At 72.8% G+C, this 24889-nt stretch carries 14 protein-coding genes; 5 read left to right on the top strand and 9 right to left on the bottom strand.

Going from position 1 to position 24889, the window contains the following annotated elements; all coding sequences use genetic code 11:
* Positions 1-71: 71 nt before the first annotated feature.
* The 4 genes from AZE13_RS20720 to AZE13_RS20705 all read left to right on the top strand — a co-directional run bounded on the left by AZE13_RS20720 (position 72) and on the right by AZE13_RS20705 (position 7447).
* On the top strand, positions 72-3113 hold the full coding sequence (locus tag AZE13_RS20720; protein ID WP_066933883.1) for an amino acid adenylation domain-containing protein: 3042 nt from the start codon (positions 72-74) through the stop codon (positions 3111-3113).
* 47 nt (positions 3114-3160) lie between these two features.
* A complete protein-coding gene (locus AZE13_RS20715) occupies positions 3161-4156 on the top strand; it encodes a TauD/TfdA family dioxygenase (protein WP_066933880.1) in 996 nt (331 codons plus the stop codon).
* 128 nt (positions 4157-4284) lie between these two features.
* Positions 4285-6714, top strand: coding sequence for a penicillin acylase family protein (locus tag AZE13_RS20710; RefSeq protein WP_079124206.1), 2430 nt, complete (start codon positions 4285-4287; stop codon positions 6712-6714).
* A 163-nt stretch (positions 6715-6877) separates the two neighbouring features.
* The gene (locus AZE13_RS20705; protein WP_181690395.1) at positions 6878-7447 is read left to right on the top strand and encodes a response regulator transcription factor; all 570 of its coding nucleotides are present in this window, start codon (positions 6878-6880) and stop codon (positions 7445-7447) included.
* 22 nt (positions 7448-7469) lie between these two features.
* On the opposite strand, the gene AZE13_RS20700 is transcribed toward AZE13_RS20705, so the two are convergent.
* Positions 7470-7769: a hypothetical protein gene (locus AZE13_RS20700; protein WP_066933873.1), complete on the bottom strand. Its 300-nt coding sequence runs from the start codon at positions 7767-7769 to the stop codon at positions 7470-7472.
* Between the two features lie 71 nt (positions 7770-7840).
* Positions 7841-9640, bottom strand: a complete 1800-nt coding sequence (locus AZE13_RS20695; protein WP_066933871.1) for a carbamoyltransferase — start codon at positions 9638-9640, stop codon at positions 7841-7843.
* A 276-nt stretch (positions 9641-9916) separates the two neighbouring features.
* Here AZE13_RS20695 and AZE13_RS20690 point away from each other — a divergent pair, with 276 nt between their 5' ends.
* Positions 9917-10864, top strand: coding sequence for an alpha/beta hydrolase (locus AZE13_RS20690; RefSeq protein WP_066933868.1), 948 nt, complete (start codon positions 9917-9919; stop codon positions 10862-10864).
* On the opposite strand, the gene AZE13_RS20685 is transcribed toward AZE13_RS20690, so the two are convergent.
* The 7 genes from AZE13_RS20685 to AZE13_RS20655 form a co-directional block, all read right to left on the bottom strand.
* A complete protein-coding gene (locus AZE13_RS20685; protein ID WP_066933865.1) occupies positions 10841-12169 on the bottom strand; it encodes a salicylate synthase in 1329 nt (442 codons plus the stop codon). The two genes, AZE13_RS20690 and AZE13_RS20685, sit on opposite strands and share 24 nt — an antisense overlap.
* Positions 12170-12264: 95 nt before the next feature.
* Positions 12265-14115: an asparagine synthase (glutamine-hydrolyzing) gene (gene asnB / locus AZE13_RS20680; RefSeq protein ID WP_066933862.1), complete on the bottom strand. Its 1851-nt coding sequence runs from the start codon at positions 14113-14115 to the stop codon at positions 12265-12267.
* 56 nt (positions 14116-14171) lie between these two features.
* Complete coding sequence (locus tag AZE13_RS20675; protein WP_066933859.1) at positions 14172-15770, bottom strand: (2,3-dihydroxybenzoyl)adenylate synthase; 1599 nt, start codon at positions 15768-15770, stop codon at positions 14172-14174.
* Positions 15771-15943: 173 nt separating this feature from the next.
* Positions 15944-16729 (bottom strand): thioesterase II family protein, encoded by a 786-nt coding sequence (locus tag AZE13_RS20670; protein WP_066933856.1) that lies wholly within the window; start codon positions 16727-16729, stop codon positions 15944-15946.
* Positions 16726-21249, bottom strand: a complete 4524-nt coding sequence (locus AZE13_RS20665) for a non-ribosomal peptide synthetase (protein ID WP_066933853.1) — start codon at positions 21247-21249, stop codon at positions 16726-16728. The genes AZE13_RS20670 and AZE13_RS20665 overlap by 4 nt, the downstream gene beginning before the upstream one ends.
* Positions 21250-21393: 144 nt before the next feature.
* Entirely contained in the window at positions 21394-23103 is a 1710-nt protein-coding gene (locus tag AZE13_RS20660; protein ID WP_066933850.1) for an ABC transporter ATP-binding protein, read from the bottom strand.
* Positions 23103-24863 (bottom strand): ABC transporter ATP-binding protein, encoded by a 1761-nt coding sequence (locus AZE13_RS20655; RefSeq protein WP_258527896.1) that lies wholly within the window; start codon positions 24861-24863, stop codon positions 23103-23105. Before AZE13_RS20655 ends, AZE13_RS20660 begins: the two co-directional genes overlap by 1 nt.
* Positions 24864-24889 lie beyond the last annotated feature (26 nt).

Raw genomic sequence — 24889 nt, 5'->3', positions numbered from 1 at the left:
GCCCCTCCGCTCCACGGCGCCACCGCGCCACGCCCTCCCGTACCCGCCGCGTTTCTCCGGAGGAGACGTCCATGACCCTGTCCGACCCGATGGCCCGCACGCCGGAGCCAGGGGCCGACGCCGAACCCTTCGCGCTGCTCGGCCGCGCCGACCGCGCCCGCCTGCCCGCCGACACCGTGGACGCCTACCCGCTCGGCCGCGAACAGGCCGCGCTGCTCGCGGAACCGCCGTTGCCCGGCGACCGGGCACAGGTCGCCGCCCGGCGCCTGACCCTCCGTGCGCCGCTGTCCGCCGGGGAGTTCGCCGCCGCGGCCGAGACCGTCGTCCAGGCCCACGAGATACTGCGCACCTCCATCGACCCGGCCGGTGCCTCCGGGCCGCTCCTGCGGGTGCACGGCCAGGTCCGGCCGCCCCTGGAACTGCACGACCACCGCGCACTGGACCCCGGCACCCGGCGGACGCGGCTCGCCGCGCTCGCCGACGCCGAGTGCGGCAAGCCCTTCGACCTCGACGCCCCGCCCCTGCTGCGGCTGCACGCCGTACGGGAGCCGGACGTCACCTGGGTGCTGCTGCTGACCCTGCACCGCGCGCTCGCCACGGTCATCAGCGCGGACGCGGTGCTGACCGAGCTGGCGGACGCCTGCGCACGGGCCCGCGGCGGCGCGGACCCGGCCGGGCACCGGCCGGTGGTGCGGCACGCGCCGTGCGCGGCCGCCGAGCGGGGCAGCCTGCTCGACCGCGCCGGGCGCGCCCACTGGCGGCGGACCGCCGAGCGCACCTCGCCGTTCGTCCTGCCCCGGGCCTGGCGGGAGACCGACGGCGGTCAGGAGCCGGAGCCCGCCGCCGCGGCCACCGAGGCCGCCGGGGACGGGGCCCGGGGCGCGGAGCCGGGCGGAGCGTCGCCGGTCACGGAGCTGACCGTGCCCTTCGGCGACCTGCGCGACGGGCTGACGGCCCTGGCCGGCGCCGCCCAGGTCCCGCTGGACACCGTGCTGCTGACGGCCCATCTGAAGGTACTGGGCACCCTCACCGCCGACCGGTCCTTCCGCTCGGACGTCGTGGCACGCGCCGACTGGGCCCCCGACGGCGCGCAGGACACCTGCGAAGCCCGGCTGCACCGCGTGGCGCTGCCCTTCGCCTCGCCGGACACCGCCCCGGACTGGCGCGGGCTCGTGACACACGTACGGGAGGAGGAGCGGCGGACCTGGCTCCACCGGCACGCCCCGCGCGGCGCCGCCCAGGACGGCGGGGCCGGGTCCGGGGCCGAGCGGTTCGCCGCGGTGGTGTACGAGACCGGGCGGCGGACGGACTCCGCGCACGGCCCCGGCACGGCCGAAGACCCCTTGTCCGCCTGGGACTTCGCGGTGCGGACCGAGGGCTACGGTCTGCGCGTCCTGGCCGGCGAGGATCATCTGCGGCTGCGCGCCGCGGCCGTGGCGGTCCCCCGGGACCGGGCCGAGCGCCTCGCCCGTATGTACCGCGCCGTCCTGGAGGCCATGGCGGCCGGCCCCGACGGCGACGCGCTGCGCGCCCATCTCGACCCGGACGAACGGGAGCTGGTGCTCGGCACCTGGAGCGTGGGTCCGTCCGCCGACCGCGGCACCGCCACCGTCGTCGGTCTCCTCCAGGAGCGGGCCGCGGCCGTCCCGGACGCCGTCGCGGTCCGCGTGGGCGAGCAGACCCTGACCTTCCGCGAGCTGGACGAGCGCTCCAACCGGATCGCCCACCACCTCGCCGCGCTGGGCGCCGGGACCGACACCCTCGTCGGGGTCAGCCTGCACCGCACCGCGCACCTGCTGCCCGCCCTGATCGGCGTGTGGAAGGCCGGCGCCGGCTACCTCCCGCTCGACCCGGCCCTCCCGGCCGAACGGATCCGCGGGATGCTGGACGACACCGGCTGCCCCCTGGTGATCAGCACCGAGGACCACCGGGCCGCGCTGGGCCCCCTCCACCGGGGCACCTTCGTCATGCTGGACACCGACCACGAGGCCGTCGCGGCCCGCCCGGCGGCCCCCACCGGCATCCGCGTGGACCCCGCGCACCTCGCGTACGTCATCTACACCTCCGGTTCGACCGGCGCGCCCAAGGGTGTGATGATCCAGCACGGTGGCCTGGCCAACTACCTGCTGTGGACGCTCGACGCGTACGTGGCCCAGGGCAGCGGCGGTGCGCCGGTCTTCTCCTCCATCTCCTTCGACCTGGGCATCCCCAACCTCTTCGCGCCGCTGCTCGCGGGCCGGCCCGTCCACCTGCTCCCCGAGCCGTTCGAGCCCGCGGACCTGGGCCGCCATCTGGCCGAGGGGGCGCCGTACAGCTTCATCAAGATGACCCCCGGCCACCTGGACCTGCTCACCCACCAGCTCACCGGCGACCAGATCCGCGACCTCGCGGGCATCGTGATCGCCGCCGGGGACTCCTTCCCCGCGACGCTGGCCGAGCGCTGGCACACGCTGGCGGGCCCCGGCGGCACCCGGGTCGCCACCGAGTACGGGCCGACCGAGATCACCATCGGCAATTCGGGGCAGCAGATCCTCGGCACGCCCACCACGGAGCTGGTCCCGCTCGGCGCCCCGATCCCCAACACCACCATGTACGTCCTGACCGACCGCCTGGAGCCGGTGCCGGTCGGCGTCCCCGGGGAGATCTTCATCGGCGGCGCCGGCGTGGCCCGCGGCTACCTCGGCCGCCCCGAGCTGACCGACGAGCGCTTCGTCCCCGACCCCTACGGGCCCGCCGGGGCACGGCTCTACCGCACCGGCGACCTCGCCCGGTGGCTGCCCGACGGCACCCTCGACTTCCTCGGACGCATCGACAACCAGGTCAAGATCCGGGGCTACCGCGTCGAACTCGGCGAAATCGAGGCGCGGTTGCGGCTCCACCCGGATGTACAGGACACCGTCGTCGTCGCCCGCGAACCGAGCCCGGGGGCCGTACGCCTGGTCGCGTACGTCGTGCCGGCCGCCAGGAAGGCCCCGGACGGTTCCGTGCTCCGCGCCCACCTCGCCGATGCCCTGCCGGACTACATGGTCCCGGCCGGCTTCGTCGGGGTCGACCGCATCCCGCTGACCGCCAACGGCAAGGTCGACACCCGCGCCCTGCCGCCGGCCCCCTGAAACCCCGTTCGCGACAACCCCCGCGACACCCTGAAAGGACCCGCACCATGACCACCGAAGCCCACACCGCCTCCGTGCCCGCGGGCGCCGACGCCTACCGCCTGCGGCTGACCGACGCCGAGCGCGAGGAACTCGCCGCGCTGGCCCGGAAACTGACCGAGACCGCGCCCGCCCTCGTCGACGACCCGGGCTGGCTGGCCGCGGCCCGGCACCTCAGCAGCCGCCTGCCCGTCCGTCTGCTGGACACCGTCCGGACCTACCGGCACGACCCCGGCGCGGACGGGACGCTGCTGCTGTCGGGGCTGCCCATCGACGAGGACGCGCTGCCCGACACCCCGGACGTCGCCGAGTCGGTACAGCGGGAGGCCACCGTCCCCGCCGCCACCGCCGTACTGATCGGCCTCCAGCTCGGCGAGATCGTCGCCTACCGCGAGGAGAAGTCCGGCGCCCTGGTGCAGAACGTCGTCCCGGTGCGCGGCCTGGAGGCCTCCCAGAGCAACGCCGGCTCGGTGCCGCTGGAGTTCCACATAGAGAACGCCTTCCACCCGTACCGCCCGGACTTCGTCGGGCTGACCTGCCTGCGGCAGGCCGTCGGCCAGAACGCGGGGACGACGGTCGCCTCCATCCGCCGGGCCCTGCCGCTGATCGAGGAGAGCGACCGCCGGGTGCTGCACCAGGCGCGCTTCGTCACCGTCCCGCCGCCCTCGTTCCGTTCCGGCAGCGAGACCCCCGCCCGCCCGGTCCTCGACGGCAGCCCGGACGACCCCAACATCGTCGTCGACTTCCACGCGACGACCGCGCTGGACGACGAGGCCAAGCAGGTCCTGGAGCGGCTGCGGGCGACCATGATGGACATCTCCGCCTCGGTGGAACTCAGCGCCGGGGAACTGGTGTTCGTCGACAATCGCGTGGTGCTGCACGGCCGGGCCCCGTTCACCCCGAACTACGACGGCCGGGACCGCTGGCTGCAGCGGATCTTCGTCCACCTCGACAACCGGCGCACCCGCGTCCTCCGCGCGGACAACGGCGCCGTCATGACGTGACCGGCGGCCCCCGCGCCCGCCGCCGCACCGCCGCGTCACCTCCACGACGTCCTGCACGACGCGACACACCCGGTGTCCCGCGCAGGACGGAGAACCCGACAGAACAGCCCGACAGAAAGGCGGTGTTCATGCGCCCGCACGCGCAGGAACCCATACGAAGAAGGCGACGCACCGGGCGGGCGCTCGGCACGGCCCTCATCGCGGCCCTCCTGGCCGTGCTGCCCGGCGCCTCCGGCGCCGTGGCGGACACCGGCGGGACCGCGGACGCGGCCAGGGCGACGCTCCGCTACACCGAGGGCGGCGTCCCGCACATCGTCGCCCGGAACTTCACCGACCTGGGCTACGGCTACGGCTACGCGGTCGCCAAGGACAACATCTGCGTACTCGCCGACAACTTCCTCTCCGTGGGCGCCGAGCGCTCCCGGTACCACGGGCCCGACGGCGAGCCCAACACCACCGTGACCTCGGCGAGCGACAACCTCACCAGCGATCTGCACTTCCAGCGGATCAACGACTCCGGCGTGGTGGAGCGGCTGGCCGCCCAGCCCGCCCCCAAGGGCCCGCGCCAGGAGATGCGCGACATCGTCGCCGGGTACGCCGAGGGCTACAACCGCTACCTCGCGGAGACCGGCCGCGACCACCTCACCGACCCCGCCTGCCGCGGCGCCGCGTGGGTGAAGCCGATCACCACGACCGACGTCTACCGGCTCTTCTACGGGCTGATGAACTGGACCGGCCAGGGCACCCTCGCCGACGGCATCGTCGGCGCCAAGCCCGCCCCCGGGGCCGCGCCGGCCCCCGCCGACGCCCGGACCGCGGACCGCCTCAAGGCCGGCCTCGACCGCACCCTGCGCGCCGACGGCAAGGGCAGCAACGGCATCGCCATCGGCTCGGACGGCGCGGACGGCAGCCACAGCGTCCTGCTCGGCAACCCGCACTTCCCCTGGCGCGGCGTCGGTCTCTTCTGGCAGGTGCAGCTGACCGTGCCCGGCAAGCTCGACGTCTCCGGCGCCGGGCTGCTCGGCACGCCGTTCGTCCAGAAGGGCCACAACGACCGGATCGCCTGGACGCACAGCCTGGCCACACCCCGGACCTTCGGCCTGTACGAGGTCCACCTCGCACCCGGCGACCCGACCAGCTACCTCGTGGACGGCGTCAAGGAGAAGATGACGCCGCGGACGGTGCGGGTGAAGGTCAAGCAGCCCGACGGCTCCGTCACCGAGGTCGCGCGGACGCTGTACGAGACCCGCTACGGCCCCATGATCAACCGTGCGATGGGCGTCGACCTGCCCTGGACCGCCGGGACCGGCCACGCCCTGCGGGACGCCAACGCCACCAACCTGCGCGGGCTCAACACCTGGTTCGGCTTCGCCACCGCAGACAGCACCGCCGACATCAAGGAGTCGCTGGACTCCACCCAGGGCGCGCCGTGGATCAACACCATGGCGACCGACCGCGCGGGCAACGCCTTCTACGCGGACATCCAGGTCGTCCCGCACGTCACCGACGAGCAGGCGAAGCGCTGCGGCACCGCGCTCGGCAAGGAACTGTTCCCCAGGACCGGCCTGCCCGTCCTGGACGGGTCGAAGTCGTCCTGCGCCTGGGGGTCGGACCCGGACTCGGTGGAGCCCGGACTGTTCTCGCCCAAGCGGCTGCCGTCGCTGACCCGCAAGGACTACGTCCTCAACTCCAACGACAGCCCCTGGCTCGCCAACCTGCACGCGCCGCTCACCGGCTACCCGCGCATCGTCGGCGACGTCGGCACCCCGCGGTCGCTCCGTACCCGCGAGTCGCTGGCCACCGTCGAGGAGACGCTCAAGGGGAAGGGCTTCACCAAGGAGTCGATGCAGCGCATGCTGTTCACCGACCGCAGCCGGATGGCCGTGCTCGCGGCGGCCGACACCGCCGGGATGTGCGCCGCCTTCCCGAACGGGAAGGCCCCGTCCGGCAACGGGCCGGTCGACGTCCGGCAGGCGTGCCGGGCCCTGGCCGACTGGGACCACACCTTCTCCCTCAAGAGCCGCGGATCGCTGCTCTTCGAGCGCTTCGCGCTCAAGCTGGACAAGGTGCCCGGCGGCATCTGGAACGTCCCGTTCGACCCGGCCGATCCGGTCGGCACCCCGAAGTCGCTGAAGACCGCGAGCCCCGACGTCCAGCGGGCCTTCGGCGACGCGGCCGGTGAACTGCACGCCGCGGGCATCCCGCTCGACGCCGAGCTGGGCGACTACCAGTACATCCTCCGCGGCAAGGACCGCATCCCCCTGCACGGTGCCCGGGAAGCGCTGGGGGTGCTCAACCTGATCACTCCCGTCTGGGACCCCAAGGGCGGCAATGTCGGCGTCCGCACCGGCTCCAGCTACATCCAGGTCGTCTCCTTCACCGACGACCCCTGCCCCAACGCCTCGACGCTGGTGACCACTTCGCAGTCCGCCGACCCGACCTCCCCGCACCACGCGGACCAGACGAAGCTCTACTCGTCCGGCAAGTGGCTCCCCGGCCGGTTCTGCGAGAAGGACATCCTGGCGTCGCCCGATCTGAAGGTGGTCGAGCTCTCCTGAGTCCGGACCGGTTCACGCCGGCAGCCTGAACCGCGCGGCGGTTGTGCCCCCTTCACCGGGTCACAACCGCCGCCCGGTCGCGCGGCGGCATTTTTTCCAGAGGCCTACTCTTTGCATGGGGGATCAAGTGGGTATCAATGTCATGGTTTCCGATGATCAGCGCTTGTCCCGGTTCGCGCTCACGGCATTACTGGAGCAGCACCACGAGATCCGGGTCGCCGGATCGGCGGGCGGCGGGCCGGCCGCACTGGAACTGGCCACACTGCACCGCCCCGATGTCGTGGTGATGAGCTACGACGGCGGGGACGACGGCACGATCGAAACCGCCCAGAAGATCACGGGCATTCCGGGGTGCCGGACGCTGCTGCTCGCCACCACCTTCACCCGGTCGGCCGTCCGCCGGGCCTTCACCAGCGGGATCGCCGGAATAGTGTGCCGGAGTTCGCCGCCTCGCCAGTTTTTCGAGGCCATTCACACGGTGCACCAGGGCGAGCGGTTCTTCGATACGGAGTTGACGGTCGCGGCGGTGGGCAACGGGGACTGCCCGCTGACCTTGCGGCAGATATCCGTGCTGGAGTACGTCTCCCGGGGCGACACGGTCACGGAGATCGCGGCGCGATTGTGTCTGTCCGAGGGAACCGTACGCAATTACGTCTCCTCCGCGGTGGCGAAACTGGGCGCACGCAATCGCATCGACGCCCTGCGCATCGCCCGGGACGCGCACTGGATCTGAATCCCGGCGCCGGGCGGTCCGCTCACCTCCGGCCACTGGTGCCCGCCCGCGATCCCATCCGCGCGCGGCACGCGAACTTCGCCGACTCCACCGCACTGCGGGCCATGGCGACGGCGTCGTAGAGGAGATCGGAACGGGCGGCGTCACCGTCCGCGGCGCCCTGCTGTGAGCGCAGCAGAACAGCCGCGCAGCCGAGGGCATCGCAGGCGGCGCTGACCTCCGGGGTGAGCCGCCGGGACGCGTCCCGGAGCTCCCCGGCCAGTGCTTCCAGCTGCTGGACGACCGCCGCGAGATCCACGGTCGTCTCAGGGCCCGTACGCATGGGAGAACCCCCTTCACTTGCCCCGGCGCCGGGACGCCGTGCACGGCGTCCCGGCGGGCGGACAGCGGATGTCATGCGGACCGGTCGGCCTTGGTGACGAGGTAGTTGCCGAGCACGAGGTAGTCGATCTCGGTGCCCAGGAAGCAGTTCAGCGCGTCGGCCGGCGTGCACACGATCGGCTCGCCCGCCACGTTGAAGGACGTGTTGATCAGGCAGGGCACGTCGGTCAGCGCGGTGAACCGGCGCAGCAGCGACGCCAGCAGCGGAGTGTCCTCGTCGGTGATCGTCTGCACCCGGGAGGTGCCGTCCACGTGCGTCGCACCGGGAATGATGTCGCGGTACTCCGGCCGCACCGGGAACACGAAGGTCATGAAGGGCGAACGGGTCTTGCGGCCCATTTCGAAGACCTTCGGGGCATCCGATTCGAAGACGATCGGCGCGAACGGCCGGAACGGCTCGCGGTGCTTGACCCGGGTGTTGATGACGTCCTTGATGTCGTGGAAGCTCGGGTTCGCCAGGATGCTGCGGTGACCGAGTGCCCTGGGGCCGTGCTCGATCCGCCCCTGGTACCAGCCGATGACGACCTTCTCGGTGAGCAGCTTCGCCACCTGCTCGACGATCTCGCCCTCGAACAGCCGGTTCCACCGCACCCGGTCACCGAACTCGTCCAGAGTGCGCTCGATCGTCTCCTCGTCGTACTCCGGCCCCAGATACGGGGTGACCGTGTCGGCGTACTTCACCTCGGCGGTGTTGTCCGGGTGGTTGGCCCAGGCGTACACGGCGGCGCCGATGACGACTCCGGTGTCGCTGGCACCGAAGCTCACCGCCATGTCCTCGAAGCGCGAACCCTCCAGCAGCTTGGTGTTGTTCACACAGTTCAGCGCCAGACCGCCCTCGAACAGCAGGTGGTTCAGGTCGGTCTTGGCCTCCAGCGCGCGGAGCTGGTGGCTCGTGACGACCGTGAGCATGTCCTGCGCCGCGGCCGCCACCCTGGCCTTGTACTCGACGGTGTCCTCGAACGGGCCGAAACCCTTCTCGAAGAGATCGTCGTAGTTCTGGTAGTTCTCCAGGTCGTGCGGCCTGGAGAGGGTGTACCGCCCGTCCTCGTGCAGCCGGACGAGGTGTTCCATGAACGGATTCGGTGACGGGGCCTCGGCGAACCCGGAGAGCCCCATGACCTTGTATTCGTCGTTGTTGGGCACAAAGCCGAGGTAGCGCGTGACCGAGGCGAAGAGGTTGCCGATCGAGTCCTCCGCGCTGATGGTCGACTCGTCGAAAACGCGTATCCGGCCGTCGCGGATTTCGCCGATCAGCGAGGAGAACAGTTCGGCACGGCCGTCGCTGATGAGGAACGCCGTGTCCTTCTTTCCCGCCATGTAGTAGCCGGTCATGGCGTGCGCGAGGTGATGCCGCACGAACACCACCTTGTCCGGATCGGGGGTGAATCCGGTACGTGCGGCGAAGTCGGCGAGGATCGCCTCGGGGCTGAGCACCTTGGCGAAGAGCTCACTGAGGTGCTTCAGCCGCGACACCTTCTCCGCAGGTGTCAGCGGAGCGGACGCCAGGCCGCGCATCATCTCATCGAAGACGTCGGGGGAGAAGTTCCACGGGACGGCGATGAGATCGATATCGGAGAACTCGATGCCGGCCTTTTCCAGGCACCACTGCACGCCGAGGAACGGGAAGTCGGAGGTCTTCTTCTCCCGGTTGAGCCGCTCCTCCTCCACGGCGGCCACCAGCTCGCCGTCCACCAGCAGCGCCGACCCCGAGTCGTGACCGAGGACGTAGTGCTTCTCGGTGCCGACCGCACCCAATTCCTCGGCGAAGACTTCGGCGCCCCGGGAGAATCCGTTGCAACCCAGAACAATCATGGCAAATTCCCTTATCTACGACCGACTTCTCACATCACGCTACCGACGCGTATCAGTCCGCTGCAATATGCGTTTCACACCGCCGCGAATGCGTTTCTCACAACTCGGCGGAAAGCGCGCCGGAATCGCATCGGCGGCATGCCGGCGCCACCGGGTGCCACGGAAATACGGCTCCGCGGCCGTTGATTACTGTAAGGTGACGCGCCGCGGAAGAATTTCCGAGGACAATCACCTGCGTCGCATTCCACAGCGGATCAGCCCTTGGGAGGGGTAGCCGTGCCATTGGATCGCATACTTCGAAGTCTGATCGCCTGGCAACGCGCCGACGGCCCTCCGGTTCCGGCCCGGGAAATATCCCTCGAGAATGCCCGTGAACGATATCTGGCGAATGCGGTCCGCCCGCACGGGGCGGACCACGACTCCCCCGCCGCCGTCACCGCCGCCGACACCACGGTCGGCGCCACGGACGGATCGTCGTTCCGGTGCCGGGTCTACACCCCGGTACACGATGCCGGCCGGGTGGTCACCTACCTGCACGGCGGCGGGTGGGTGCTGGGCGACCTCGACAGCCATGACCGGGCCTGCCGCATCGTGGCGACCGCGCTGGGCGCGGTCGTCGTCTCGGCCGACTACCGACGGGCGCCGGAATTCCCCTACCCCGTCCCCCTGCTCGACGCCGCTGCCGCGGCCCGCTGGACGAGCCGGTCCTTCCCCGGCCGCGACCATGTGATCGCCGGTGACAGCGCGGGCGCCGCCCTGGCGCTCGGTGTCGCGCTCGACGCCCGCGACACCGGCGACCTCGCTCTCGCCGCGCAGCTCCTTGTGTACCCGCCCGTGGACCCGAGGCTGCTCTTCGCCTCGGCCGGCCCGTACGCCGACGGATATCTGCTGACCGTCGACGACATGGCCTGGCACTACGACCTGTACGTGCCCGATCCCCGGCAGCGCGGCGAACCCGCCGTCGACCTGCTCAACGCGGACCTGCGGAACCTGCCGCCCACGGTGGTCGCCACCGCCGAATTCGACCCGCTGCACGACGAGGGGGTCGAGCTGGCCGACAAGCTGGCCGTCACCGGCGTACCGGTACGCCATGTCCCGGGGGCGGGCCTCGTCCACGGCTACTTTCTGATGCAGGACATCGTGCCGGCGGCCGCCGCGTGCGCCGGGCGGGTGCTCGGGGAACTCGACGCCGTCCTGCGGTCACTCCGCGTCGGCCGGGCGTGACACCAGGAACCGGGAGACGGACCGCAACTTCTCGTAGGTCTCCTCCAGTTCGCGCTCCGCGCGGGACTGCCCCATGACGCCCCCGCCGGCCCGCAGCCAGGTCCGGCCGTTCTCGGCGAAGGCGCTGCGGAGCACCAGGGCGGCGTCCATGGCGCCGTCCTGGGTCACCTTCAGCACGGTGCCCGCGTACGGTCCGCGGCGCTGCGGCTCATAGCGGCGGATCGCCTCGTACGCGGCGGGCTTGGGCACCCCGGAGGCGGTCACCGCGGGGAACAGGGCGGCGAACGCACCCCAGGGACCGGCCCCTTCGGGCAGCCGGCCGCCGACCCGGGACGCCAGGTGCTGGACCGAGCCGCGCTCCTCGACCGCCAGGTACTCCTGCACCACCACCGAACCCGGCTCGCAGGGACCGGCGAGTTCGTCCATCGCCACCTTCACCGAAATGGCGTGCTCGTGCACCTCCTTGGCGTCCCCGAGCAGGTCCTCGCGCAGCTCCCGGCTCACCTCGGGATCCTCGGCCAGGGCGCGCGTGCCCGCGAGCGGCTGGCTGGTCACACGGCCCTCGGCGTCGACCTCCGCCACGGTCTCCGGGCTGAAGCCGAAGACCTTCAGGCCCGCCATGTCCAGGAGGAAGGAGCGGGCCGGCGTATTGCTCCGGCGGCCGTGCGCATAGCTCGCGGGGAAGTCGATCTCCCCTTCGACGGGCACCACCCGGGAGAGCACGGCCTTGTGCAGGACGCCCGCGCGGATGTCCGCCACCAGGGATTCGACACCCTTGCGGTAGATGTCGGCGTCGGCGTCCAGGTCCACCCGGACCTGCTGCCGGGCCGGTGCGGCCGGCGCGTCCGCCAGGGCGATCGCGGCCTCCGCGTCCGCCAGGGCGCCGCTGCTGAGGCTGCGGATCAGCGCTCGCCCCCCGGTCAGCCTGATCTCCGTCTCGGGGACGACGAGATGGACCAGCACATCATCGTGGTCCGGGGCCGCCCCCGCCAGGGCGTGGGCGAGTTCGAAGGCGCACCAGCCGTACGCGGTCCAGCCGGCGATCGGCAGGCCGGCCAGGAACTCCCGCACCGCGGCCAGCGGATCTCCGTGCCAGGGCCGCTCCACGACCTCTCCGGCGTGGGCGGTGCGGACGGTGCGGGCGGTGACGGTGACCTCCGCCGCCACGCCCCCGGCGACGGACCAGCAGCCGGGCTCTTCGTACACCACGTAGGTGCCGAAGAGGCCGGACGCCGCCAGCCCGGTCGCGGTGTCCAACGGCTCCCGCGGTGTGTCCACCACGGCAGTTCGGTAGTGGGTGTTCATCTGCCCTCCCTGGGGGCGCGGCGGCACGCGGACCTGCGAACCCGCCGCCGCACGGCACGCCGCGCCCGTGGTGTCGGTTACGTCGCGCAGGACCCTTAAAGATCCACCGTCACGTCGTAGGACGTGAGCCAGGAGTTCAGGCCGAGTGCCAGCTCCATGCCCATCCGGTCGCTCTGCAGGCTCTTGTGGCCGAGCGGACGGCCGAGCAGGTCCGCCACCTGCTTCGGGTCGAGCAGCTCGGACACCGGGGACGCGGAGTCCGCCATCACCGTGCGCAGCTCGTCGCGCAGGCTCTGCTCGTAGGCCGGATCGTGGGTGCTCGGGTAGGGGGCCTTGACCCGCTGCCGGACCGACTCCGGCAGCAAGTCGCCCGCGGCCGCCCGCAGCAGGCTCTTCTCCCGGCCGTCGAAGGACTTCATCTCCCACGGCACGTTGAACACGTACTCCACCAGCCGGTGGTCGCAGAACGGCACCCGCACCTCCAGGCCGGTGGCCATGCTCATCCGGTCCTTGCGGTCCAGGAGGGCCTGGACGAACCGGGTGAGGTGCACATAGCCGAGCCCGCGCATCCTGCGCTCCTCGGCCGGCTCGCCGGCCAGTACCGGGGCCTCCGCGAGCGCCTGCGCGTAGCTGTCGCGCACGAAGCCGCCCATGTCGAGCTTGGTCAGCAGCTCCGGGGCGAACAGCGAGTCGTCGACGAAGTAGTTGCGGATGCGCGGGGTCAGCCAGGGGAAGACGTCCGCCCCGGCCGTCTCCGGGTCGCGGAACCACGGATAGCCGCCGAACAGCTCGTCCGCCGCTTCGCCGGAGAGCGCCACCGTGGACTGCTCGCGTACGGCGCCGAACAGCCGGTACAGCGAGGGGTACAGGTCACCCCAGTACGCCAGGGGCAGATCGGTGGCGCGCTGCACCGTGGCCCGCACCTCCGGGTCCGCCAGCGTCGTGCTCTCCAGGAGGATCTCGGAGTGTTCCGTGCCGACATGCGCGGCGAGTTCCCGGACGAAGGGGGCGTCGGCCAGACCCCGCATCGGGTCGTCGCCGAACTTCTCGGCGTTGCCGTGGAAGTCGACGGAGAACGAGCGCACCGGACCGCCCCCCTGGGCCAGCTGGTGCTTCGCCGCCAGCGCGGTGATCGTGGAGGAGTCCAGACCGCCGGAGAGCAGGGTGCACAGCGGGACGTCCGAGACGAGCTGGCGCTCCACGGTGTCCTCCAGGAGGGACCGCACCGTCCGGATGGTGGTCCCGAGGTCGTCCGTGTGCTCCCGGGCCGTCAGCTGCCAGTAGCGCCGCTCGGTGAGCCCCTCCCCGCGCACCCGCACCACGGTGCCCGGACGGACCTCCTTCAGCCCGGCGAAGACCGCCTGCCCGGGGGTCTTGACCAGTGCCAGGACCTCGCGCAGACCATCCGCGTCGACCCGGCGGGGGACGTCGGGGTGGGCCAGGACCGCCTTCGGCTCCGACCCGAAGAGGACCCCGCCGGGTACCGGGTAGTAGTACAGCGGTTTGATGCCCATGCGGTCCCGCACCAGCAGCAGTTCCTGCTTGCGGACGTCCCAGATGGCGAACGCGAACATCCCGTTGAGCTTCTCGGCCAGCCCCTCGCCCCACTCCAGGTAGGCGCGCAGCACCACTTCGGTGTCGCTGCGCGTCCGGAAGCTGTGCCCCCGGGCCCTCAACTCCTGGCGGAGCTCGGCGAAGTTGTACACCTCACCGCTGTAGGTGAGGCAGGCGAGCGCCTCGCCCGCCTCCTCGGCGAGCATGGGCTGGGTCCCGCCCTCGATGTCGATGACCGCCAGCCTGCGGTGCCCGAGTGCGGCGTGGCGGTCGACCCACACTCCCCCGGCGTCCGGGCCACGGCAGCTCATGGTCTCCGTCATGAGCGTCAGCCTGTGGCGTTCCTGCCGCAGGTCCCGGCCGAAGTCGACCCAACCGGCGATTCCACACATGCTTGATCACCTTTCCCGCACCGCCGGGACGACCCCCGTACGGACAGCGGCAGTTGTCAGCCCTGGAGCTGAGCCTTGAGTGCCTTCTTGTCGATCTTCCCGACCGCGGTCAGCGGCATGGCGGGGAGCACCACCAGCCGGTCGGGCAGCTTGTACGGCGCGATACCGCGGTCCCTGAGTCCCGCCTGCACCTCGCGCAGGGTCGGCGGCTGCTCCGCGTCCTGCGGCACCACGCAGGCACAGGTCTGCTCGCCCATGTGCGGGTGCGGCAGCGCGACGACCGCGGCGGCACCGATGCGGGGATCGGTGAGCAGGTGCTCCTCGACCTCCTGGGCCGGCACCTTCTCACCGCCCCGGTTGACCACGTCGTTGATCCGGCCCACCACCTCGAAGTAGCCCGCGGCGGTCCGGCGGACCACGTCACCGGTGCGGTAGTAGCCCTCCGCGGTGAACGCGGTGCGGTTGCGCTCCTCGGCCCGGTAGTAGCCACGCACCGTGTACGGGCCGCGGGTGAACAGCTCGCCCTCCTCGCCGGGACGGGCGTCCTGGCCGTCCTCGCGGATCACCCGGATCTCGTCGCCCGGCGACAGCGGGCGCCCCTGGGTGTGCAGGACCACGCTCGGCGGATCGTCCAGGCGGGTGTAGTTGAGCAGCCCCTCGGCCATCCCGTACACCTGTTGCAGGGTGCATCCGAGCCCCTCGGGCACCTCGCTCGCGGTCTCCGGGGCGAGCCGGGCCCCGCCGACCTGGAGGAGTTCGAGGGAGCTCAGGTCGTATTCGGTCCACTCGGCGGCGTCGAGCCAGAGCGGCACCAGGGGCGGGACCAGCGACGTGACCGTCACCCCGGCGCTCTCGATGAGCGGGAAGCAGGACTCGGGGGTGGGCGCCGGGGCGAGGACCACGGTGCCGCCCACGCGCAGGGTGCCGAGCACGCCCGGGCTGGCCAGCGCGAAGTTGTGCCCCATCGGCAGCGCGCACAGGTACCGCTTGTCGGGGCCCAGGCCGCACAGCCGGGCGCTCTGCCGCAGTTGGTAGGTGTAGTCGGCGTGGGTGCGCGGGATGAGCTTCGGCGCCCCGGACGTGCCCCCGGAGAGCAGGAAGAGCGCCACGTCCCCGGGGTCCGGAGCCGGCAGCTCGACCGGGTCCGCGTCCAGTTCCGCGAGCGCGGTGAAGGGCCCGGGGTCACCGGCCACCAGGACGTGCCGCAGGCTCTCCGTACCGGCCAGGACCTCCTTGGCGATGGTCCGGTAGTCGCAGTCGAGCAGCTGGTCGGGGCAGACGTACGCGACCGCCTCGGAGGCGTTCACCAGGTGGGTGATCTCCGACGTCCGGTGCGCGGGGAGCGCGAACACCGGCAGCGCCCCGAGCCGGAAGAGGGCGAGGAACAGCACCACCATCTCGACGTCGTTGGGCAGTTGGACGACGACGCGGTCACCGGATTCGACGCCGTGACCGATCAGTCCGGCGGCGAGGCGGTCGGCCGCCCGGTCCAGTTCGCCGTAGGTCAGGGTGCGGGTGGGCGTGATCACGGCGGGCCTGTCCCGCGCGCCGGGGGCGGACAGGGGCAACTCGCCCAGGACGTCGTCGGTCCAGTACCCCTTGGCTCGGTAGTCACTGGCGAACGCGTCGGGCCACGGCGTACAGCCTTCTCGCATGGCACATCCCAACTCTTGAAGTCTTGAAGTCCGGAAGGGGATTGGGGCAAGGGTGATGACACGGGTGACACAGGTGACACGGGTGACGCATGGACGGTGGTGGGGGGTGGGGTGGGGGGGAAAGGGGAGCCGGGCGGGCGCCGCGGGGGATTTCGGTCGCCCGCCCGGCGGTCTCAGGGCATGGAGGCCCAGGCCTCGGACGTGGCGGGCAGCACGGCCCGCACGCGTTCCCAGATCCGGGGCAGCACGTGTTCGCGCTGTTCCTCCAGGTAGAAGTGGCCGCCGCGGAAGGGCAGCACCTGGCACGGGCCGAGCGTGCTCGCGCGCCACGCCCCGGCCTCCTCGGCGTCGACCTCCGGGTCGGCGTCGGCGTACAGCACGGTCACGGGCAGGTCCAGCCCGCGGCCCGGCAGTGGGGTGTAGGTCTCGATGAGCCGGTAGTCGCGCCGGATCGTGGGCAGCATCGCGGACAGCAGCGCTTCGTTGTCGAGCACGTTCGCCGCGGTGCCGCCCAACCGCTCGAGGTCCGCGACGAGTTCCGCGTCGGAGGCCAGGTGCAGTGTGCCGCCGCGCGCGAGGTGCGGCGCGGGCTGGCCGGAGACCACCAGCGCCTGCGGGGCGTGCCCCAGGGTGGCCAGGGCACGGGCCGTCTCGTATGCCACCGCGGCGCCCATGCTGTGCCCGAAGAGCACGGTGGCGCACCGCGGGCGGGCGGCGAGGTCGCGGACGAGATCGGCGCAGAGCCCGGCGACGAGGTCGCTCATGTCCGCGGCCGCCTCCTCACCGTAGCGGTCCTCCCGCCCGGCGTACTGGACCGCGCTCACCTCGATGTCCCAGGGCGCGTCCAGCGACCACAGGCGGTAGGCGCCCGCGGATCCGCCGGCGTGCGGGAAGCAGATGAGCCGGGCCCGGGCGTGGGCGCGCGGCGAGACGGTGCGCACGCTGGAGCCGGCGCTCACAGCACACCCGCCTCGTACTCGGCGTCGTCGTACCCGGCGCCGTCGGTGTCGTGCGGCAGGCCCCCGCCGCTCCCGGCGGCCGGCGCCTTGCGCAGCTCCGTGATGAGCGCGCCCAGCCCGGCGACGGTCGGGTCCCGCAACACCTCACGCATGGGCAGCTCGACGCCGGTGCGCCGCCGGACGGCGGTGACCAGGCGGGTCGCCCGCAGACTGTCCCCGCCCAGCAGGAAGAAGCTGGTCTCCCGCGCCACGTTCCGGGTGCCGAGGACCTCGGCCCACAGCTCGGCCACCAGCTCCTCCGTCTCGCCCCGGGGCGGCTCGGCGCTCTCCTGGGGCCGCTCGGCACAGTCGTGGAGCAGCCGCTGGATACGCCGCCGGTCCACCTTGCCGTTGTCGCTCAGCGGCAGGGCGGGCAGGGCCACGAACGTGCCGGGGATCATATGCGCCGGGAGCCGCTCGGCCAGCCAGGTCCGCAGTGCGTCGGCGTCCGCGGCCAGGGGCTGCGCCGGACATCGGGCGGTGACGAGGACCACGCCGTCCGGTTCCGTCCGGGCCGGGCGGACCTCGGTGAACCCCTCGCGCTCCAGTGCGCGCAGCCACCGCCCCGCATCGGACGGAGCGGGCGCCGTGCCGCCCGGCAGCGGCAGCGGCGACGGCTCGGTCCGTGCCACGAGCCACAGCGGGGCGCCCGGCCTGCCGAGCAGGGCCATCGCGGCCGCCGCGGCGTCCGGGTCCGGTACCCCGCTCAGGGCGTCGTCGACCACCACCGCGTCGAAGCGGTGCAGATACGCCTCCGGTATCGCCGAGGCGTCCCGCAGGACCGTGCGCACGGTGTGCCCGGCCCCGGTCAAGCGGGCCTCGGCAGCGGCCAGTCCGGCCGCCGAGGGGCCCATCAGCGTGTACGCCACGGGGGCGGACCCGGTCCCGTCCAGGAGCCGGGCGGCGCTTCTGCCGCCGGCCGCCGCCCACTCGACGACGGCGAGCGGTTCCGGCCGGTCCTGCGCGAGGCCGGCCAGCCCGGCGCCGATCGCGGCCAGGCCCGCCCGGGCCCCGGGCAGCAGGTCGCCGAGTCCGTCCGGCGCGAGGGCCGGGTCGTCGAGCGGTGCGGCCGGCGGGGCCTCGCCCCTGAGTACCGCCGTCAGCAGCGGCACCGCCCGCTCCCACGCGTCCGCAACGGTCTCCAGGTACGTGCCGTGCGCGCGCTCCCGGATCCGTACGAGCTGCCGCGGGTCGCGCACCTCGGCCCACCGGGGTCCGGGTGCGGGCGTGCGCGCGGGACCCGCGAGGACCTGGCGCTCCGTCAGGTAGTCCACCCAGCGGGCGAGCACCGGCCGCCGGTCCCCCGGCACCGGCGGCGACCAGCTCCCGCCGGGCTCCCCGCCGAGGCCGATCCCGCCGAGCACCGTGGCCAGGAGCGCCTCGGTGAGGGCGTGTTCGAGTGCCACCGCCGTGGATGCCGGGCCCGGCGCCGGACCGTCCGGCGTCGGCGCCGGGGTGTCCCGGTCCGCGGCCGCCGGTGTGCCGCGCCGTTCGACGACGGCGGCCACGAGTTCCTTGTGGCGGTCGCCGACCGCCACGGCGACCGCATGGGCCAGGCCCGGGTGGCCCTGCAGCGCGGCCTCGATCTCGCCCAGCTCGACGCGGAAGCCGTTGATCTTCACCTGGTGGTCCACGCGGCCCAGGAACTCCAGGGTGCCGTCGGGCCAGTACCGCCCCAGGTCGCCGGTGCGGTACCAGCGCTCGCCCTCGTGCCACACGAAGCGTTCGGCGGTCAGCTCCGCGTCCCCGCGGTAGCCGAGCGCCACTCCGTCACCGCCGATCCAGAGCTCGCCCGGCACCCAGTCGGGGCAGTCCCGGCCCCTGGGGTCGGCCACCCGGAACCGCTGATTGCTCAGCGGGGTGCCGTACGGGATGGAGTGCCAGTGCCCGGGCACCTCGTCCACCTCGTGGAAGTTCGACCAGATCGCGGCCTCGGTGGCGCCGCCGAGCGCCACGAGCCGGCAGCGTCCGCCCGACGCCTCGCGCAGCGCCGCGGGAAGGTCGAGGCCGATCCAGTCACCCGAGAGCAGCGCCAGCCGCAGCCCGGCGGGCAGCGGCGCCCGGTCGGCGGCCGTGAGCAGCATGTCCATCAGGGCGGGCACGGAGTTCCACACCGTCACCCGGTGCCGCTCGCACAGCTCCAGCCACCGGTGCGCGTCGCGCCGGTCCCCCTCCTCGACCAGGACGAGGGCGCCGCCCCGGCCCAGCAGGCCGAAGACGTCCCACACCGACAGGTCGAAGTCCAGCGCGGAGACGGCCAGCACACGGTCCTGGCCGGTGATCCCGTAGCGCTCGTTGACGTCCTCGACGGTGTTGACCGCCGCACGGTGGCTGATCTCCACCCCCTTGGGGGTGCCGGTGGACCCGGAGGTGAAGATGGTGTACGCGGTGTCGTCCGCCTCCGCGGCCACCGGGGCGGGCAGCGGTTCGGCCGCCAGGGCCCGCGCCAGCGGCAGGACCTCGATGCCGGGGCCGGCGGCCGACAGGGTGTCGCCGCCGTCCAGGACCAGCCGCGCACCGCTCAGGGACAGGATCCGTTCGCGGCGCTCGGCAGGCTGGTCGACACCGATGGGTATGTACGTTCCCCCGGCGGCCAGCACGCCGAGCACCGCGGCTATCTGGTCGGGCCCCTTCGGCGCGGTGACGGCCACCGGGCTGCCGCGCCCGATGCCACGGCCGGCGAGCGCACCGGCGATGCGCAGGGCGCGCCCGGCGAGTTCCTGATGGGTGACCGTGCCCGCGTTCCGCTCGCCGGCCGTGCCCCACAGCAGTGCGGGGGCCTGGTCCCGCTCCGCGGCCCGGAGGAAGAACTCCTCGTGCAGCAGCCGCCCGCCGGTGGTCCGGGACACCGCGTTCACCTGTTCGCGGCGGCGCCGCTGGGCGTCCGGCAGCGGGATGTCCGGTGTGGTCCGCCAGTCCGCCGTCATCAGCGCGCGCAGCAGCGCGCCGCAGGCGGCCAGCATGGTGTCGAGCACCCCGTCGGGGAACAGCTCGTCGACCGCGTCCCAGGCGAGCAGCAGACCGTCGTCCCGCGTGCGGAAGACCTGGCAGTCGAGCCACACCTGCGGGGTCTGGGACACCATCCAGGACAGATCGCCGAACAGCTCGGCGAAGGCGTCGGGAACCAGCGGGGCGTCCAGGTTGCAGGCGAAGACGACCGGAGCGGTGCGCGGCGACTCGCCGTCGGCGCGGATGAAGTCGCGCAGCACGTCCACGCCGGTGTACGCGGCGTGGCCGACGTCGTCGTGCAGCCGCTGCTGCACCGCCTTGGCCCGCTCGGCGAAGCAGCCGCCACGGGTCAGGTCGACCTCCAGCAGCACCAGGCTGGTGAAGTCGGCGACGATGCCCTCGATATCGGCGTGTGTGGCGTGGTCCCGGTCGAAGAGCGGCAGGTTGAGCAGGAAGTGCTGCTCCCCGCTCCAGCGCGCGAGGATCTCGGCGAAGGCGGTGGCCAGCAGCACCGACGGGGTGATGCCGTGCTCGGTGGCCTTGCCCCGCAGGACCGCCCACTCGTGCGGCGTCAGTTCGTGGGTGCGCCGGACGAACCGGGTGACGGCGACGTCGTCGGGCTCGGTCCTCAGCGGCAGCCGCGGGCCGCCCGGCAGGCCGGGCAGCCGCTCGGCCCAGTACTTCTCGGCGCGGGCCCGGTCGGCGGCGCGCGTGCCCGCACGCTCCGCGAGGTACCGCGGGAAGTCGTAGCCCAGCTCGGGCAGTGCCGAGGGGGATCCGTAGAGGGCGGCCAGGTCGGCGAGGATCACCCGGAAGCTGTGGACGTCGGCGACGAGCAGGTCCATCTCGACATGGATGCGGTGTGTGCCGTCCGGCAGGCGGCTCAGCTGGACGTCGACGACCTCGCCGCGTGCCACGTCCAGCCGCCGGTGGGACAGCGTGTCCCGGCGCCGGCGGAGCTCCTGCCCGGCGACGGCCGCGTCCTGCCCGCTGTGGTCATGGACGATCAGCCCCGGCCAGGGCGAGGTGTCGAGCACCCGCTGCATACCGTCCTCGTCGAAGCGGGCACGCAGCATCGGGTGACGTCGCATCAGCGCGCGGACGGCGCTCTCCAGCCGGTCCGCGTCGACGTGCGGGGCGTCGAACTCCAGGTAGGCGTGGCAGCCCACACCGCCCAGCGTCCGGCCGTCCGCGCGGCCGATCCAGTACGCCTGCTGGACGGGCGTCAGGGGGAAGGGAGCGCGGCTGTCGGCCGGGGCGGCCGGCGGGACGGGACCGGAGCCGGACCCGGCCGGCGCCGGCTGCTCCCCGTCCGCGCCGGACAGCTGCGCGTACCAGGTCGTCAGGCGCGCGTCGCGGGCCATCACCGTGAAGTCGGCCCCCAGGCCGGCGCGGTTGAGGTGGTTGGTGAGCTGCATCAGCTGCAGTGACTGGAGCCCGAGCGCGAAGAGGTCCTCCTCGTCGTGCGCGGGACCGAGTTCCATCTCGAGCACCGCGGAGACCTGGGCCCGGAAAGCGTCCAGGCTGCCCATCAGGGCGTGGCGGTCAAGGGGCCGTGGCGATCGTCTCGACGTGCGCGTGTGTGACATCCCTACCTCGGTTCGGCAGAAGGTGCTGTGCAAGTGGGTCCGGGTGGCCGCGGATCGGCTGCCCGGCCGGGCGCCGCGGTACGCCGCTCAGGCCGGGTCGTACGCGGCGATCTCCCAGAACTCGGCGTACTTCCCGCCGAGCCGGAGGAGATCCAGATGGCTGCCCTCCTCGGCGATCCGCCCTTCGTGCAGGAACGCGATCCGGTCGGCCTCGCGCACGGTGTTCAGCCGGTGCGCGACCATCAGCACGGTGCGGCCGTGCATCAGCCGGTCCAGGGCGTCCTGGACGGCGGCTTCGCTCTCCGGGTCCAGCGCCGATGTCGCCTCGTCGAGCAGCAGGACCGGGGCGTCCTTGAGCAGGGCGCGGGCGATCGAGACGCGCTGGCGCTCGCCGCCGGACAGGGAGCTGCCGCCCTCGCCGACCTGGGTCGCCCAGCCTTGGGGCAGCCGGGCCACGACGTCGTCCAGGCGTGCCGCGACGGCCGCCGCGCGCACCTCGCTGTCCGTGGCGTCGGGACGTCCGAGGCGGACGTTCTCCTCGATGGTCCCGCTGAAGAGATAGACGTCCTGGAAGACCATGGAGATGTGGGCCATCAGCCGGTCGCCGTCGAGCCGGCGCACGTCCGCTCCCCCGACGCGTACCACACCGGAGTCCACGTCGTGGAAGCGTGCCGTCAGCTGGAGCAGGGTGCTCTTGCCCGCGCCGGAGGAACCGACGAGGGCCACCCGCTGCCCCTCCTCGACCGTGAGCGAGAGCCCGTCGAGCACCGTACGGTCGCCACGGCGGAAGGTCACGTCCGCCAGCTCGACGCCGCCGCCCGCCGGGGCCAGCGGCTCGTCGGCCTCGGGCAGCGGCTCCTCCTGGAGCACCGCCTGGATACGCTCCAGCTCTCCCCGGGAGGCCCGCATCACTCCGCCCAGGTCCGACAGGGCGAGCAGCGGGTCCACACAGCGCGCCGTGAGCACCAGCAGTGCGAGGACCTCCGGGGCCCCGATGCCGCCGTCCAGGGCGAGATACGTCGCCAGGGCCAGGACGAGGGTGAAGAACGCCTGCACGGTGATGCTCAGACCGAGCGTGCCCGGCAGGCTCTTGAGCGCCGCGCCGCGTTCGCTGCGCCACTGCTCGCGCAGCGCGTCGTCGAGCATGCCGAGCCGCTCCCCGGAGCGTCCGCCGGCCCGCAGTACCGGCTGGGCCCGTACGTACTCCACCACGCGGCCCGCGGCCTCGTCGCTGCGCCGCAGCCGCTCGGCGTCCTGCCGTGCCGTCGCCCGGCCGGTGGCCTTCTGGACGGCGACGATCACGGGCACGGCGATCAGGGCGGCCAGCGCGAGGCGCCAGTCGAAGACGAACATCACGGCCACGATGGTCAGCGGGGTCACCGAGGCACTGATCACCGGCCGCAGGCGGTGCGCGGGGACGGACATCACCTCCATCACGCTGCGGCTGGTCAGCCCGGACACCTCGCCGATCCGGGCGGAGGTGAACCAGCCGAGCGGCAGCCGGGCGATGTGGTCACCGAGGTGGTGATGCAGCCTGCGGGACAGCTCCCCGCCCGTGCGGAATCCGGCGAGGTCGCTGCGGAAGCCCAGCACGGCGCTCACCAGGACGGCCGCGGCGAAGGCCGCCAGCCAGGGCCAGGCGCCGGCCGGGTCGTCGCCGAGGAGGGCGCGGAGCAGGGGGACGAGCAGCGCGTAGGAGAGGCCCTCGGCCACCGCGCACACCGTCATGAGCGTGAGCGTGCGGCGCACCGGCCGGGCGTCCGGCTCGCCGAGGACCTTCAGCAGTAAGCGGATCATCAGCGGCCCTCTCCTCGCGTGCTCCGGTCCGTGCCACGGCCGGACACGGTGCTCTCGTGCTGTGCCCGCCACATGGCGGCGAACCGGCCGTCGCGGGCGAGGAGTTCGGCGTAGCTGCCGCTCTCCACGATCCGTCCGCGCTCCAGGACGACGATGCGGTCGGCGCGGGTGACGGTCTCCAGGCGGTGGGCGATGACCAGTTGGGTGCGGCCGGCCATCAGGGCGTCGAGCGCCCGGCGGATCTCGGCCTCGGTCTTGGCGTCGGCGAAGGACATCGCCTCGTCCAGTACCAGTACGGGGGCGCCGATCAGCAGCGCCCGGGCGATCGCGAGGCGTTGGGCCTCGCCGCCGGAGAACCCCACCCCCTCGCCGATCACGGTGTCGTAGCCGTCCGGCAGCGCTTCGACGCGGTCGTGGATGCCCGCCGTCCTGGCCGCCGCCACGATGTCCGCCCGGTCGGCCTGCGGTACCGCGAGGGCGATGTTCTCGGCGACGGTCGCCCGCAGCACCCGGACGTCCTGGAGGATGAACGAGACCTTCTTGTACAGCTCGTGGTTCGGGATGTCGCGGACGTCCGCCCCGCCGAGCAGCACGGCCCCTTCGGTGGGGTCGAAGAACCGGGGCAGCAGCTGCGCCAGCGTGCTCTTGCCCGAGCCGGACGGGCCCACCAGGGCCGTGGTGGTGCCGGGTTCGAGAACGAGGTCGATATCGCTCAGGACCGGGCCGTCCGCCTCGTCGTAGGAGAAGCCGACGCCGCGGAACTCCACCCGCTCGCCGTCCGGGACCTGCGGGTCGGCGGGCTGGGGCAGGGGCGGCGCGGAGAGCATCTCGTGGATACGGCCCGCCGCCTGCTGCGCGGCCTGGATGTTGTCGAGGCCGTGTCCCAGCGCGGCCACCGGCGCGGTCAGCACGACCGAGAGCAGCAGGAAGGGCAGCAGCTCGCCCGCGGGCATGGAGCCGCTCGCGACCAGGGCCGTCCCTCCCGCGAGGACGACGAACAGCACGAAGGGCGGCGAGAGCACGACCGAGGCCAGGGACGCCAGGGTGGCGCTGCCCTGGACGTAGCCCAGGAAGAAGTCGGCGAAGTCGTCGGCGGCCTTGCGGTAGCGGCGGTGGGCACGGCCCGCGCCGCCGAACGTCTTGACGACGGAGATGCCCTCGACGAACTCGACCGCGCTGGCGCCGATCCGCCCCATGGCCTCGCCCATGGCCTCCTCCGCACGCCGCCGTTCCTCGGTCATCAGCCGGCTGAAGATCACTATCGCGGCCACGACGGGGAGCAGCGCGACGAGCATCAGCCGCCAGTCCACCCAGCCCAGATAGCCGAGCGCGGCCAGCGGGACGATCACGGCCGACGCGAACTCGCCCGGGGTGTGCGCGAACAGGTAGTGCAGGGAGTCGACATCGCTCTGCACCACGCGGTTGATCTCGCCGGAGCTGCGCCGGGAGTACCAGCCCAGGGGCACCTCGCCCAGGCGCCGGGCGAGCGACCTGCGCAGCGCCAGATGCATCTCGCCGTCGACGAGATGGGCGATCCCGCTCGCCGCCGTGGCCGCGAGGACGCGGAGCAGGAGGCCGGCCGCGCCGATGACGACGGCGGTCCATGCGGCGCTCGCGTCGACCGCGCCGGACACGAGGAGCTGCCGGCCCAGTTCGACGACCGCGAGCACCGGTGCGAGGCCCGCCAGGGCACCCACCGACTGCAGTACGAAGACTGCGGCGAGACGGCCACGGTAGGGACGGAGCAGCTCCAGCAGCATCCCTTTCCCGCCCCCGGCGGCATCCG

The sequence above is a fragment of the Streptomyces sp. NBRC 110611 genome, assembly GCF_001590865.1.
Classification (GTDB): domain Bacteria; phylum Actinomycetota; class Actinomycetes; order Streptomycetales; family Streptomycetaceae; genus Streptomyces.
Note: the sequence above shows the minus strand (reverse complement) of the source record. Positions and strands in the feature narration are given on the sequence as shown.

Excerpts from the sequence above, each read along its gene's own strand:
- AZE13_RS20710 (WP_079124206.1), top strand. The coding sequence starts at position 4,285 with ATGCGCCCGCACGCGCAGGAACCCATACGAAGAAGGCGACGCACCGGG.
- asnB (WP_066933862.1), bottom strand. The coding sequence starts at position 14,115 with ATGTGTGGAATCGCCGGTTGGGTCGACTTCGGCCGGGACCTGCGGCAG.
- AZE13_RS20715 (WP_066933880.1), top strand. The coding sequence starts at position 3,161 with ATGACCACCGAAGCCCACACCGCCTCCGTGCCCGCGGGCGCCGACGCC.
- AZE13_RS20700 (WP_066933873.1), bottom strand. The coding sequence starts at position 7,769 with ATGCGTACGGGCCCTGAGACGACCGTGGATCTCGCGGCGGTCGTCCAG.
- AZE13_RS20660 (WP_066933850.1), bottom strand. The coding sequence starts at position 23,103 with ATGATCCGCTTACTGCTGAAGGTCCTCGGCGAGCCGGACGCCCGGCCG.
- AZE13_RS20665 (WP_066933853.1), bottom strand. The coding sequence starts at position 21,249 with ATGGGCAGCCTGGACGCTTTCCGGGCCCAGGTCTCCGCGGTGCTCGAG.
- AZE13_RS20675 (WP_066933859.1), bottom strand. The coding sequence starts at position 15,770 with ATGCGAGAAGGCTGTACGCCGTGGCCCGACGCGTTCGCCAGTGACTAC.
- AZE13_RS20685 (WP_066933865.1), bottom strand. The coding sequence starts at position 12,169 with ATGAACACCCACTACCGAACTGCCGTGGTGGACACACCGCGGGAGCCG.
- AZE13_RS20655 (WP_258527896.1), bottom strand. The coding sequence starts at position 24,863 with ATGCTGCTGGAGCTGCTCCGTCCCTACCGTGGCCGTCTCGCCGCAGTC.
- AZE13_RS20695 (WP_066933871.1), bottom strand. The coding sequence starts at position 9,640 with ATGATTGTTCTGGGTTGCAACGGATTCTCCCGGGGCGCCGAAGTCTTC.
- AZE13_RS20720 (WP_066933883.1), top strand. The coding sequence starts at position 72 with ATGACCCTGTCCGACCCGATGGCCCGCACGCCGGAGCCAGGGGCCGAC.